Below are 13,980 nucleotides of genomic sequence, written 5' to 3'. Positions count from 1 at the left end.
ACGGTTAACTTATAATACGCTTACATTTGCTGCTGCAGGACCTTTTTGTCCTTGTTCAATATCAAATGAAACGCGATCCCCCTCATTCAGGGATTTAAAACCTGTAGAATTGATAGCTGAGTGATGTACGAAAACATCGTTTCCGCTTTCTTGTTCGATAAATCCAAAACCTTTTGAGTCGTTAAACCATTTTACGATACCGTTCGCCATATTGGCAATCTCCTGTAATAAAAATAAAAAAAAATTCTAACTTTGGGGGGTAATACCAATTTTATTGTCTGGAATGTACACCTTTGAAAGAAAACTTATACGCTTAACATAAAGCGATATAATCTTCATATAATAAAAGAGCGTGGGTTGAAAGTCAAGCGCTAAATTATTTTTTATTATAAATCATTGATTTTAATTTCTTTGAAATATTTGATATCGGATATACTTTGGAAAATTTAAAGAAAAAATAATTTGCTCATCAAAACTGATCCGCATAGGTTTTAAGCTCTTCATTACGGGCAAGAAATCTGTAAAGGGTTGCCCGTCCAACACCCAATACCTTGGCAGCCTTGGATTTATTGCCGCCTGTTTTTTTTATTGCCGTTTTAACTGATTCAATGTCAAGCTTGCCTTTGGCAGTAAGGATCTCCGGGGCTGGCGGCGTGTTTGCTGTTCTAACGCTGAAAATTTTATTTTCAGTGATCTCCATGGGAAGATCTGATGGCAAAATCTTATTGCCCCTTGAGCGCACTACGGAAAACTGGATAACATTTTTTAATTCTCTGACATTTCCCGGCCAATGATAATCAAGCATGACATCAAGGGTCTCTTCGGCAAGCTGTGGAACACCATTTTTGCTTTCCTTTTCCGCTTCCTTTAAAAAATGGGCAGCTAAAAGCGGGATGTCGTTTTTTCGCTGTCGTAAAGGCGGCAGGTGGATGGGAATCACATTCAGCCGGTAGTAAAGGTCTTCCCTGAAATTACCGGCCAGAACTTCCGCCTTGAGGTTTTTATTGGTGGCACTGATAATCCTGACATCTACAGATACTTTTTTTTCACCGCCGACTTTTTCAAAAGAGCCTTCCTGTAAGAATCTTAGAAGTTTTACCTGGGTTTTTAAAGGCAGATCCGCCACTTCATCCAGAAACAGCGTTCCCTTATGGGCCAGTTCAAACCGTCCTTTTCTTTCTTTTATGGCACCGGAAAAAGCGCCTTTGACATGTCCGAACAATTCACTTTCCACAATTCCTTCGGGAAGTGCCCCGCAATTTACAGGTACAAAAGCACCGTTGCCGTATGAACTGATATCATGAATGGCATATGCCACCCTTTCTTTTCCGGTTCCCGTATCCCCTGAAACATGGACCGGATAATTGTACATGGCAACATCCCGGATCTGCCTGAAAATATCCTGCATGGTTTTGTCTTTGCCGATGATGCCGGCAAAGCTTGAAAGGGTTTCAGCTTTTAATGACAGGTTAAAGGATTCGGTCACGTCTTTGAATGATGCAAGAACTCCCTTGAATACATTGTCATGGCTGATGATGGCTGAAACGGTCATTTCAAGCTGACGGGCAGAACCGTCTTTGGTAATAATGTTCAAAGGATATTCTTTTGTGTCAAATGGAAAGTCCGGCGGGCCGTCACAAAAAGAACATTTTCCTCCGCAAAACGGTTCCTGAAAAACCATATGGCAGTCTTTTCCGATCACTTCTTCTTTTAAATAACCGGTGATTCTTTCCGCTTCCTTATTAAAAACCGTAATGATCCTGTTTGTGGTATGGGCAATAATACCAAGTTTCAGGTTGTCAAGAACAAGATTAAGATTGTCGTGATCCAGCAGGGTATGTGTCAAATCAGCCATTTTTTATTTTCCAGACATAAAAAACAATGTATTTATATGAAAGTCCTGGTAATTCCAGTCAAGACTTTCACGTTTTGTCGCGGGCAAACTCTGTGAGATACCAAGTCTGCCTGGGGCAGTTATTATGGATACTGATCAGGTAAATGACACATTTATGTATCAGGTGCAATGTTTTTTTTGGGATGAATTTGAAAAATAAAATTTAAAATTATAATCAAAAAACCGTATCGTATAAAAATTTATTCCCAGCAGATACAGTCTTTGGGGCAATTTTTTACAGCTTCATTAATATCCTCATCTGAATAGTCATCCAGTTCAAGCAGTTCGACAAAGCCCGCATCATTTATTTTAAAGGCATGGGGGGCCACATCAACACACACTTCACACAGGATGCAGCAGGATATGTCTAAAATTGGGATTTTCATAATATTGAATTACCATATGTTTTAATTAAATGTTTTCCTTTTTTAGCGCGGCACTCCAACAGCCTTTTTTGCTTGTGTGACTGCTTTTCTTTTTGTGCAAGATCAAGCAGTCGATAGCCGGAATCCAGAAGAATACCGTAAAGGATGCCGCAGTCAGGGTCTTCTCGCTGCTCATACCCCATATGGGCCAGTTTGATCATCTCCCTGGCAAGGTCAATTGTTCGGTCAATATTGATATCACATTTTTTTTCAAGCATGACCTTGTCCTTCATTTTTATTTTGTTGATACATGTACGTCTGATTCTGCTTTTTTCGTTCAAGCAAATACTTTGCGTCGTTTACAGGACAGGACCATATCTGAAATACGGGTTGCAACAAAATTCCAGCCTGTAAAAATGTTGATCTGCTGCATGTCGGTGATAATATTTTCAGGCACAAGACTACAGTCAAAGTCCCCGGCATTGATCAGGGCTCTTATGGCATATCCCCGTTTAACAGGATCTGTGGAGTGTAAATATCCATACAGCAGTCCTTTTGTTTTTTCATTCAAATCATGGGGTGAGGATTCAAGATATGTCCCGATTCCCCATAAAATACCTCTTTGAAGCATTTCATGCTCAAGATAATTGCCTTCCGGATCAAGGTATGAAAAAAGAATGGATTTGAATTCCAGTGCAAGTTCCGGGCTTTGACAGAGAATTTCTCCCATGGCTTCGGGTGATCCCCACCCGATTCCGCCGGATTCGTCATTCAGGTTCCACATAATCCGCCGAAGAAGGATTCTTGATTTTTCAATGTCACGGCGTCCCATTCGAGATCCAAGGGTTCCCATTGCGGCAATGCTGCGAAATTTAATCCGCTCGTCTTTATGGTAAAAATGAGAAAAAAGATGTCCCACCAATTGTTCGTCAGGTATTTGTTCCAACAATTTCATGGCAGTTTCTCTGTGGGGTTCCAGAAGGATTTTTCCAACTTTTTCTTTTGTTTGTCTTCCATAGGGTTTTCTCATGGCGCAACCCCCTTTTTGTTTATACGAAAGTCTTCAAAAATCCAAACAGCGACTTTCAATCTTTGTTATGGGCAAACCAAGGTGAAAGACCAGGTCTGCCCGTGTCAGTTATTTAAATTATGAGCATTTAATAATAAATTAAGCAAAAAGCGTGCCTGTCTTTGGGATGCTGCTTTTTGGGCTGTATGGACGAATTGGTCTGATAAATTGTCAGGGATAAGTGTCTCATAATGTGGGACAGTGTTGTTTCCGGCCGCGGTTTTTTGTACAAGATGGGACAGTGTGATTCAATTGATGGAGACCTTTTATTGTGTGAACTTCAAAAAAAGGGCATCTGTTTTACAGCCGGGTGCTGATTTTTTCCGGAATTGCCGCAATCAATAAAGAGTAACAATATCAGTCATCAGCCTTGAAATAATAAAATGAAAGATGTACTTTTAGATATTTTTTTATCATGATCATAAAATTTAAACTATTAAAAGGAAGAACAAAATGGGATTGTTTGATAAAATAAAAAAAGGCTTTAAAAGCGCACTTGCATACGCAAAGATGGATGATTTTTTGATCGAGTACATTGATGGTGTCTTGTGTGAACGATGGCAGAAAGTCTCAGAAAGAAAGCCTGCCAATGTAGCAGGAATAAGCCTTGAAGAAGAAGCCGAGTATAACTTCATATATCAGCACCAGGGAAACACCATACGGGTGGAGCTTGAACATGAATACCCAATGCTTGAGATTGAAGTTCAAAGCGGTTTCAATAAATATGAAACCAGGATACAGGTGAGCGACTTTGTTGAAAAGGCAGGAACAGACTTTTTCATTAAAAACGAAACAGAACTCAGACATATCATCACTGAAATGGCCGAAATGGTGGAATAAACTGGCATTTTATGCTGACATAAAGAAAATTTGTTGCAATGAAAAGGAAATAAGGTTTGAATTATGGAAAAATATCTTACCCCCACATATTATATTGACAGTGATCATCCAAAAGTGCTTGAGTTTGCAGGGCGCAATTGCAACCCTGTTGAAACCGATATACAAAAGGCGGTTAGTCTTTATTATGCAGTCAGGGACGGCATCCGGTATAACCCCTACAGCATTGTACCGCCAAAAAAATCCATGAAGGCAAGCTCTGTCCTGAATAAAGGATATGGATTTTGTGTGGCCAAGGCTGTTTTGCTGGCCGCCTGCGCCAGGAGCATGAAGATTCCGGCAAGACTTGGATTCGCAGATGTTAAAAATCATCTGAATACAGAGCGTTTAAAAAAATTGATGGGAACCGATGTGTTTATGTATCATGGTTATACCGAACTGTTTTTAAACAACATCTGGGTAAAGGCAACCCCTGCATTCAACCTGGAGCTTTGCAATAATTTTAATGTAAAGCCTTTGGAGTTTGACGGAACAAAAGATTCCATATTTCACGTTTTTGATAAAAAAGGTAACCGGCATATGGAATATGTAAAAGAATACGGCTCTTTTGCCGACCTTCCCTGGGATACCATTATTGCCACATTAATGCAGAATTATCCGCGGTATTTTAAAGAGCTGGAAATGCGGTCCACAGATTTTTCAGCAGAAGCCTTAACGGAAAATCAATAGCATGTTTTAAGCATTATATGCGTCTGAATTCCGCTGATACCTCTTGGGTAAGTTTTAATACTTTTTTGGCCGAATCAAGATCCAGGGAACCTGTGCCGCAGCTGGGAGTAATAAATACCTGGGACAAGATGGTCTCTTTATCAATACCTGTTTTATCCGATAATTCGTCCATCTGTTCATGAAGCATTTGGGTAAGTTTTTGGGTGGTTTGCGCCGAAATGACTTCGGGTTTGTCTGTGGGTACAATGCCCCAGGCCAGAAGTTTTCCCTGGTCCAGGTAGGTTTTAATCATTTCCGGGTAAAGTATGAATTTGTCAAAAAAAGAATAGGCATCAAAGCTGATGATATCCAGTTTTGATTCCAAAAGCATATCCCATTCCGTGTTGGCACAGACATGGACACCTGCCAGGCCGTTTTCAGCATGGATTTCCTGGATGATCTCATCAATGCTCTGGGTTACGTCTTCTTTGGTAATTGTAATATAGGCGGATGTTCCAAATCCTGCCAAGGCAGGTTCGTCAATGAAGATAATGGGAACCGCCCCTCTTTTTGAAAATTCTGCGGCCTGCCACCTGGCATTCATGGCCAGTTTTTTTATGGCGATATCTTTTAACTGGTCGTTGTAAAAAATATCTTTGTCCTGTTCATCCTTTACTGCGGTTCCAAAGGTGATAGGGCCGGTTACCTGGCCTTTAAGGGCGATAAACGGAGCCTTTTTTTCATCCACCTGTTTTAAGAATTCAAAAAATCCTTTGCCTCTTTTGCCGGAAAGGGCAAACCGTGAGGCACCAAGATCAGTTGCGGATTCGCAGACAGCCAGATACTCTTCAAAATAGGCAATCAACTCTTCATCAAACCCCGGCATTGAGGTGTCCAGGATGCTTTTTCCGGTTTCACCGGTGAAGCCGGGCAGCCCGGGAAGAAATTGATCTATCATGCCTTCTTCCTTGTAAAGCGGCAGTTGGACCCAAAGAGGGATATCAGGTGTGTGGTCAAGAACCAGTTTTGTTGCTTTTTCATGGTTGTCCATGGGGAGGCTTCCGATTAACAGGGGCAGTCCGTTGGCTTTAAAATTTTTCATCTTTTTTCCATTCAAAGTTGATTTGATCCCGGTATTTGCTTACTCTATAAAGAGCTAATATAGCATCTTTGGCGCTGAATGAGAATAGTGGGTCGGAACAAAAATCAGGCTTGATCACAACACCAGTCTGACCTCATTGGTTTGACCTCATTGGTCTAACACCATTGGCCCATGGCAGTTAACCGGGGAACATAGCATCGTCAATGTCTACAGCAGCACTGCTGGCGTTCATTAAGGCGTTGCATCTGCCAAGGGTGACTGGAAGCTGCGTCTCTATATAAAATTGAAGGGACTTGAGAATTCCTTTATAAAAAGATTTGTCTTTGTTTTTTGCTGTTTTAAGTTTTTTGGCTGCAATGCCGGCTCTCCAGAGCAGCATCCATGCCATGGCGACATCCCCGGTTGCATCCTGAAAAGGATGGGCATTGGCAAAGGCATTTAATATTTTTTCGGACATGGCTGTCTGGCCCATGTGAATGGCGACTTCTGCAAGCTTGTTCATGGCTTCTTCCACTTTGATTGCCTGTTTTTTAAGCTCTGGTAGGGCTTTTGCTGCAAAAACGGCTTTGTGCATTTCACCGAACAGATCCATGATGGGTTTGCCTTTATTCAAGCCCAGCTTTCTTCCCAGCAGATCCATGGCCTGGATACCATTGGTGCCTTCATAAATCAGTGTGATCCTGCAGTCCCTCAAAAGCTGTGCCATGGGATATTCTTCGATAAAGCCGTATCCGCCATATACCTGCATGCCCTGGCTGCAGACCTCAAAAGCCCGGTCTGTTACATAGCCTTTGACAATGGGTGTCAACACATCAACAAATCCCTTGTATTTCTCCTGTTCTTCCGGGGTGGGGGCATAACATGCCATGTCAGAGCAATACTGGGTAAAATAAAGAAGTGATCTCATGCCTTCCACATTTGTCTTCATCATCATCAGCTGCCGTCTGACATCCGGATGTTGCATGATACAAACGGATTTGGCTTTCGGGTTCATAAGCTCAAGAAGGTTTTTGCCCTGGATTCGGTTCCTTGCATAATCAAGGGCATACATATAGGCTGCCGTAGCGCATCCAAACCCCTGGAATCCCACAAGGCATCTTGCTTCGTTCATCATCAGGAACATGGCTTTCATTCCCTTGTTTTCTTCGCCAAGTAGTGTGCCCACGCAATTGCCTTTGGAGCCAAGGGAAAGCGAGCAGGTGCTGTTGCCGTGGATGCCCAGCTTGTGTTCAATTCCAGTGCAGATCACATCGTTGAATTCACCTGGCGTACCGTCTTTGTTTACCCGGTATTTGGGCACAAGGAACAGTGAAACTCCCTTTGTTCCGTCTGGTGAGCCTTCTATTCTTGCAAGAACCGGATGGATGATGTTTTCCGCCAGGTCATGTTCTCCGCCGGAAATGAATATTTTTTCACCTGTTATGGAAAACGTGCCGTCATCATTTTTAACAGCTTTGGTGGTCAGGGCACCAACATCAGATCCTGCTCCTGATTCGGTCAGAAGCATGGTTCCGGTCCATTTGCCGTTGAACAGGTTTTTAAGGTAGATTTTTTTTTGTTCCGGGGTGCCGAATTTTTCCACCAGGTGACCGGCTCCCTGGGTCAGTCCGGGATACATCATAAAAGGAAAATTTGCACCGTTGAAATATTCACCTGCAACAGAGGCAATGGTTCTGGGCATTCCCTGGCCGCCCCAATTGGGATCTTCGGTCAAGGCAAGCCATTCTCCTTCATTAAATATTTTATACAGCCGTTTAAAGCATTCCGGCGTGGTCACCTTGCCCTTTTCAAGTTTACACCCCTGTTCGTCTCCCTCTTTGTTTGCCGGCAACAACTCTTTGACTGCAAAATTTTTTGCTTCTGAAATAACAAGATCAATGGTTTTTTTATTAAAAGCAGCAAAATTTTCATGAAGCCGGGAAAGATTTTCTGCTTCAAGCTGTTCATAAATAACAAATTCAATATCCCTTCGATCGGAAATAACCTGTGTCATTTTAGATATCCTCCTGATATTTATATTTCAAGATTTGAGTGAGTTTAAATGCATGTTGCCGGATAATGAATATATGCTCATTGATATGATGAGTATAATATTTTTAACCTGTCAATGATTATTTTACAATTTTACAAGAATTATATATGGTTTTGATATGAAAAAAATATTAATAAGCGCCTGCCTTGCAGGAGACCGGGCCAGATATGATGGCAAACAGATGCCGGTAACCGATTCCGTGTTGATCAAATGGAGTCAACAAGGAATGCTGGTTAAAATATGCCCTGAAGTTTCAGGGGGATTAAAAATTCCGAGGCTTCCGGCTCAGATCGTTAACGGAAACGGTATGGATGTGCTGAACAAAAGGGTGAAGGTGGTTGATATTGAAGGGCATGATGTAACTCTTCCCTTTGTCAGGGGGGCGCAATATGCACTTGCTCTTGTGAAAAAATATAAAATTGAAATTGCCGTATTAAAGGAAAAAAGTCCTTCTTGCGGATCTCATCATATTTATGACGGCAGGTTTGTTGCCAATCTTATCCCCGGCTTTGGGGTTACAGCCGCTATTTTGAAACAAAACGGAATCCAGGTTTTTTCAGAAAATGAACTTGACCGTGTAAAATTTTTGATGGAAGGAAAAAACAAAATAAACCATTGAAAATACAGACTGTTCTGTGATATATTTCTTCTTTTATTTATGCTCACCAGAATCCCCTGACAAAGGGGGGGGATAAGAGGAGAATAATTGTATGGGGCGTTTTGATGAGTTTGAACTCACCATTAAAAAAATTCGTGATTTTCCATTAACCTACGAGACATTCATACCAAGGGAATGCAGTTTTTTTCAAGACGTGAGGCGTTATCAAAGTGTCACTTCCCATCTTGGTATCCGGGTTATTAATGTCGACGGCATCATAACCCTGGAACCCGATATGTACTATGTTCCAATGGCAAAGCTGACATCAGCCGAAAAAAAAGAGTTTATCGACTACCTCAAGATCAGGGTAACCCGTGGTGATAATATCGGTTCTTCCTGGGCTTTTTTTCGGTACAAGGATAAAAAAAAAGGTGTTATGGCCTATGGTGCCAACATTGTATACAGAGATTCAGAAACGGGACAGGACAGGGCCAGAAAACTGTTGGCAGCTCTCCAGGGAAGTAAAATCAGGAACAACAGCCTGAAACGGATGGTATCTGCCCTGGCTGTGCTGTGTCTTGTATCTGCATTTTTTTTTGGCATCTATCGATATATGTACATGGGAAAAGGGTTCCCGTTTAAAAATTTAACATCTCCATTGAACTCATCTGAAATGTCTTTTTATCAATCTGTTTTTCCCCAGGTGTACAAATGGAAGACAGATGAGAGGCCTTTTACAAAAAAAATGGCTGACGATTTGCTGCGGCCCGAATATGTCACGGATCTTTTGGCATCAATGGACAAAGATTTTTACAAAGAGGAGGATGATAAAAATAACAGCCGGGGTTACAGATTTGCCCTGTTTGTTTATTTTAATTACAACACTGAAGTGGCAAAGGCTATGGAACGTTATCGAACTAAATTGGAAGGCACCGAGTTCTTGCGCCTTGCCGGTATCTATTCGTGTAAACAGTCGGGATATTCCAGTAATATTTTTTACTTTAAGGTCGGGGATCTTGATATAAAGCATACTGAGATTTCAAATTTTTTGACAAAAAACATGATCAACTACCGGGATTACGCCAAGTTGCGTGATGCCAATGAATTTTCCGAACTTTTGCAGACAGACGGAATTAATTACAAGATGAAAGGCTTTCTTGAGGATGTGTACACGTTTACGCCACTGAGAATCCAGCAGCCCCTGGACAAGATTGACTGGTATCTTCTGACCCGGGAGGACAGTGCAGGCGGCCTTGATTTTGCAGCATTTTTTAAACGGGACAAAGCCACCCTTGTGCCGAGGCGCATAGGGGATCTTTTGCTGAAAAATCAAAAACCCAAACGGGTTTCCTGGTTCGGCATTAACCAATCCCAGGCCGAAGAGCTAAGGCTTTCGAACAACTCCCTGGTCTATTTCACAAAGACAATGGGCCAGACCCTGAAACTGGAAGTACTCAAAGACAGAATCGCCAAGCTTGGCCTTAAACCGGTAAAGGGCCTTTTGCCTGTTACCGTACACAGGGAACTGCTTATGGGAGATTCCAAGGGCAAATACGGCATCCAGTGCTATGATCCCGTCACAAGCCTGGTGCTGTCCAATTTGATTACCAAATCTTCATTTGAACGTGACAACAAGGTTTTGTTAAAACGCGACCCAATCCAGGTGAACACCACCCTGGTACAACTTTCCAAGGATGATAGTTTTTCCACCCAGTCCATCAACATTACTCCGGGCAAAACCGGTATTATAAAGCTGTTTGAACCGCTGGACAGCTTTAAGGGCAAGTTCAAAGACGGTCGGTCTGCAACATTTGAAAAAACCACGGCCAATCTTTTTAATCCGTTTTCCTTTATGGTGTTCAAAGACAGTATTACTTTCAGTTTTAAGCACGACATCACGAACATGGAACTTGATCTGGGGGGCAACCGGTTGAAAATTATCAAATCCGATGACGGAAACTACCAGATCCTTCAGATCAATTAAGGGACAAAGAACCAAGGAGTATAAACCCTGACATGAATGCCAACCAAGATCGTCTGATGCAATTGCATCGGAATATTGAATCCATAGCAGACAAACTCACCACAGTACCTCAAATTCATCAAGACCGTGCAGAAGAGGTGATTGACCTTTGCCGGAACTGCCTTAAAAACGTGCCTTCGGTGGATACACCGGTCTATATCCACATCACGGGCACTGATAAATCGTTTAAGACAAGCTATTTGCTGGACCTTTTTGACAATGATGAACTCAGAAAGCTTTTTTCCGTTAAAATGCGTACCACTTCGGAAAATACAGCCGTGCCCTGCCTGGTGGAACCTTCTTCCGGCGTGGACAAGGTTTTCATCAGCCAGGTGTCCATCTCCACGGGCCGGATCATGCGAAACAACTTGACCCAGAACCAGTTTAACCGGCTCTATGACCTGTCATCCGGTGCTGTGCCGGATGACTATCTGCTCCGGGTGCAGGTTCCTGATCATGCAACACCCATGACGCTTCCGGTTATTGAGTATCCCGGCATCAAAGAGGGAGCAGATGCCATGGAGAGGCAAAAAGAGCTTCACCGGCTGTTTCAGGAAAACATGATGGCCACTCTGGTAAAGTATCCTGGCATTTTAGTGGCCTGTTTTCAGCATAAAATAGCTATTCCGCCGGGCCACCCCCTGGATGCCATCCTGAAAAAATACGGAAAGGTTCTCAAGACCAATGTTTCTTATCACAAACTTCCCCTGGTACTCTCCTTGCAAGGCGAAAGCGCCATTGCAAGCTATTGCGGTAACACCAATGTGGTTCAGGATATCCAAAGTGATTTCCAGAGTTACAATGCGTTTGATACGCTGATTCAGCTGATAAACCCCTGTAATACGGATTATCCTGTCAATTTTGTCCCTCCCGGTCCCCATGTGGATGAGTGGGTGACAAATATGTCCAGATACCGGAACATAGAAGAGATAAAAGAGCAGGTGCTGTTTGACGGCGGCGTTTCCTGGTCCAGGCGGATACTCAAAGAGTTGTGTGCCACATCCTATGTCAGGGAAGCCTTGGACAATTTGTTTTTAAAACCCTGGATAATGGAAGCTGATGTCCTTTATTCTAAAGCCATGGACTGCTACCATGACATCATGAATTATGATGAAGTTGCTCAAATCAAGGAAAGGATACGCCAGGCAATTCTCAATGAATCCTACCAGCCTCTTCGGCAGTTTTTTGAAGCTGAGCTGGGCTATGCCCATGAGGGTATTATTGCCAACCATCAGGAGTTCTGGGTTACCATTTTTTCCCAGTACCTGGAGCAGTTTTTAAGGGAGGCGGATCGCAGTAAAACCATTGCAAAGGTCATGTGGAATACCCTGTTTAAACGCCTGGACCCTGAAAAAAAGGGGTTTCTTGGAACCAGGGAAGAAGATCTTCCCTATATTATAATGAACATGGCCGAACTTTATGTCCCCAATGCATTGCTCAGGGGGGATTATACCACTATGGAAAGAGATCCGGAGGACACAACCCATGCTGTTTGATTTTTTTAAACGGAAAAAACCATCTGTTGACGAGTTTAATCTCGAGCTGAAAGATGATGACAAATTATATTACGAAACCATTGCAGGCAGGACCCCCAGAGATCCCCATAACCAGGAGGATTATATTCTGTTTGTAGACTTTGGCTCCTACAGAACATCGGTACTGTGCTGGCCGTGCAGCTTTGGCCGAGACAAAATCACAGATTCATGGCAATATGTGATTAACTGCAAAGACGGTGACCAGGGAGGTTTCCCGTCGGCATTCATCAATCCGCCGTCCGGTGATGAGCGTGATTTTGCCTTTGTCTCCAATATGGAGGGAGAGCGTGTCAGTTCAAGCCAGATCGTTAAAAGTGCCAAATATGTGTTTGCCAGCAAGTTTGCCGCCTATAAGGGGAATGTCCCTCAATTTAAGCTCTACATAAAAAAGGTTTTGGAAGAGAGCTTTAAATACATCACCAAGCCCAAAGAAGGACGACCCTGGAACGGACCTGCCATCCCCATCATCACGGAGATACGGGTCACAGTGCCGGATCTGTTTATTGAAAATCTCAGAACCGGATACCGGGAAAATATTTTTTCAGTGTGCATGGACCTTGCCAATCACAACAAATGGGGCCAGTTGTTTCCTTCCAATTTGAGGCATCTTAGAAAAACTTTTGTTAATATATCAGCAGATGAAAACGGTGCATGTGAGTTGTATTTTCTTAATCTGCTTAAACTGATGCCTTTTTGGGAGCTTTCAAACCACAAAGACAGGATACCGGATCTCAAGGAGGTTGGTTTTCTTTTTTCCCACAACCGGCTCAGTAACCAGGAGAAAAAACTTTTGAATTTTGTGGTTTGCCACATTGATATCGGAGGTTTGACCACCGACGCCAGTGTCCTTCTGATAAACTCCTACCAGGATTCTGATCTTGGCATCACCACGGCCCTGAAGCGAAAAGAGTCATTTTCGGAAAAAAAGGCGGGCGAATATTTTGCCGAGGCCTATGCACAAACCAGGCTTCCTGATGAGGAACCGCATTGGTGGGAATCCGAACGGTTTATAAATAAAGAATTTTCACGCTTCCTGGAACTTTTGTTCGGCAAGCAGGCAGGCCTGCTCGCGGAGTGGCGAAAAGAAAAAGATCTGGACGGCATCTATTTTCTTATCTCCGGCAGGCCTACCAAGGCCAAGCTTTTGAGAAAAACCATCCAGCGCCACATCCTCAAGGAGTTCAACAAAAACGAGCTGATTTTGCTTCCCGAACACTGCATGTTCATGGCTGATTATTATCATGTGGGTAAAAACCAGGAAGGCGAGCGGTATGCCAAGAAGATCGATCATTTTGAAAAGCTGATCACGCTTTTGGGCAATGTTTACACCCTGTATGACGGATATGAAATTGATTTTGAAGATCATAAATACTACATTTCCCTGGATGTTGACACCAGGTGTACCAAACAGATGGAAGTGCTGCCGGGCAAACACTATAACATGGAAGAGTTTGAAAACTACCAGAAAGCAGCCCTGCGGAACAATGTCAATCACCTTGCCTTTACCCGGATTCCTGCTGGGGAAAACAGTACCCGGTTTCTCACGGTAAAAAAGATTGCCCGGCAAACCGCCTATCCCATCATCAAGGTGGCGGAGACCAATGATGGCGATGATCAGGCATGGATAATGCCCTCCCTTGTCATTACCAACCTTGATCAAAACGAGCAGGCCTTTGATCTTGCCTGGGCCTCCAACGGTTAAATATTATATCCGTTATTTATCGGCATTAATGTGAATGTTTAAAGCGGGCTTTTCATGGAAAAGAAAAGCCCGTTTTTATATGACCTGTCCAAAGCCTGATGCCTGAATTTTAAAA

Annotated in this window: 13 protein-coding genes; 6 read left to right on the top strand and 7 right to left on the bottom strand. The window is 42.8% G+C overall.

Features of this window, described 5'->3' with window-relative positions:
* Positions 1 to 9: 9 nt before the first annotated feature.
* The 5 genes from TOL2_RS21650 to TOL2_RS21630 all read right to left on the bottom strand — a co-directional run bounded on the left by TOL2_RS21650 (position 10) and on the right by TOL2_RS21630 (position 3,289).
* Positions 10 to 210, bottom strand: a complete 201-nt coding sequence (locus tag TOL2_RS21650; protein ID WP_014959413.1) for a cold-shock protein — start codon at positions 208 to 210, stop codon at positions 10 to 12.
* 259 nt (positions 211 to 469) lie between these two features.
* Positions 470 to 1,855 carry a sigma-54 interaction domain-containing protein gene (locus TOL2_RS21645; protein ID WP_014959412.1) on the bottom strand — a complete coding sequence of 462 codons (1,386 nt, stop codon included), beginning with the start codon at positions 1,853 to 1,855 and terminating at the stop codon, positions 470 to 472.
* A 239-nt stretch (positions 1,856 to 2,094) separates the two neighbouring features.
* A complete protein-coding gene (locus TOL2_RS21640; protein ID WP_014959411.1) occupies positions 2,095 to 2,280 on the bottom strand; it encodes a ferredoxin in 186 nt (61 codons plus the stop codon).
* Positions 2,277 to 2,537, bottom strand: a complete 261-nt coding sequence (locus tag TOL2_RS21635; RefSeq protein WP_014959410.1) for a hypothetical protein — start codon at positions 2,535 to 2,537, stop codon at positions 2,277 to 2,279. The genes TOL2_RS21640 and TOL2_RS21635 overlap by 4 nt, the downstream gene beginning before the upstream one ends.
* 59 nt (positions 2,538 to 2,596) lie before the next feature.
* On the bottom strand, positions 2,597 to 3,289 hold the full coding sequence (locus tag TOL2_RS21630; protein ID WP_014959409.1) for a DVU0298 family protein: 693 nt from the start codon (positions 3,287 to 3,289) through the stop codon (positions 2,597 to 2,599).
* Positions 3,290 to 3,781: 492 nt separating this feature from the next.
* On the opposite strand from TOL2_RS21630, the gene TOL2_RS21625 reads away from it, so the two are divergent.
* Both TOL2_RS21625 and TOL2_RS21620 read left to right on the top strand, forming a co-directional pair.
* Positions 3,782 to 4,168: a hypothetical protein gene (locus TOL2_RS21625; protein ID WP_014959408.1), complete on the top strand. Its 387-nt coding sequence runs from the start codon at positions 3,782 to 3,784 to the stop codon at positions 4,166 to 4,168.
* Between the two features lie 63 nt (positions 4,169 to 4,231).
* Positions 4,232 to 4,894: a transglutaminase-like domain-containing protein gene (locus TOL2_RS21620; protein WP_014959407.1), complete on the top strand. Its 663-nt coding sequence runs from the start codon at positions 4,232 to 4,234 to the stop codon at positions 4,892 to 4,894.
* A gap of 13 nt (positions 4,895 to 4,907) precedes the next feature.
* Here TOL2_RS21620 and TOL2_RS21615 read toward each other — a convergent pair whose 3' ends face one another.
* Together TOL2_RS21615 and TOL2_RS21610 are read right to left on the bottom strand one after the other, a co-directional pair.
* On the bottom strand, positions 4,908 to 5,975 hold the full coding sequence (locus tag TOL2_RS21615; protein ID WP_014959406.1) for a uroporphyrinogen decarboxylase/cobalamine-independent methonine synthase family protein: 1,068 nt from the start codon (positions 5,973 to 5,975) through the stop codon (positions 4,908 to 4,910).
* A 178-nt stretch (positions 5,976 to 6,153) separates the two neighbouring features.
* Positions 6,154 to 7,968: an acyl-CoA dehydrogenase gene (locus tag TOL2_RS21610; RefSeq protein ID WP_014959405.1), complete on the bottom strand. Its 1,815-nt coding sequence runs from the start codon at positions 7,966 to 7,968 to the stop codon at positions 6,154 to 6,156.
* Between the two features lie 157 nt (positions 7,969 to 8,125).
* On the opposite strand from TOL2_RS21610, the gene TOL2_RS21605 reads away from it, so the two are divergent.
* From TOL2_RS21605 to TOL2_RS21590, 4 genes are all read left to right on the top strand, one after another.
* The gene (locus tag TOL2_RS21605) at positions 8,126 to 8,626 is read left to right on the top strand and encodes a DUF523 domain-containing protein (RefSeq protein ID WP_014959404.1); all 501 of its coding nucleotides are present in this window, start codon (positions 8,126 to 8,128) and stop codon (positions 8,624 to 8,626) included.
* A gap of 91 nt (positions 8,627 to 8,717) precedes the next feature.
* On the top strand, positions 8,718 to 10,589 hold the full coding sequence (locus TOL2_RS21600) for a hypothetical protein (protein ID WP_014959403.1): 1,872 nt from the start codon (positions 8,718 to 8,720) through the stop codon (positions 10,587 to 10,589).
* 32 nt (positions 10,590 to 10,621) lie between these two features.
* Positions 10,622 to 12,124, top strand: coding sequence for a hypothetical protein (locus TOL2_RS21595; protein ID WP_014959402.1), 1,503 nt, complete (start codon positions 10,622 to 10,624; stop codon positions 12,122 to 12,124).
* Positions 12,114 to 13,865: a hypothetical protein gene (locus tag TOL2_RS21590; protein ID WP_014959401.1), complete on the top strand. Its 1,752-nt coding sequence runs from the start codon at positions 12,114 to 12,116 to the stop codon at positions 13,863 to 13,865. The genes TOL2_RS21595 and TOL2_RS21590 overlap by 11 nt, the downstream gene beginning before the upstream one ends.
* Positions 13,866 to 13,980: the final 115 nt, after the last annotated feature.

The sequence above is a fragment of the Desulfobacula toluolica Tol2 genome (genome assembly GCF_000307105.1).
In the GTDB taxonomy this organism is placed as follows: Bacteria; Desulfobacterota; Desulfobacteria; order Desulfobacterales; family Desulfobacteraceae; genus Desulfobacula; species Desulfobacula toluolica.
Note: the sequence above shows the minus strand (reverse complement) of the source record. Positions and strands in the feature narration are given on the sequence as shown.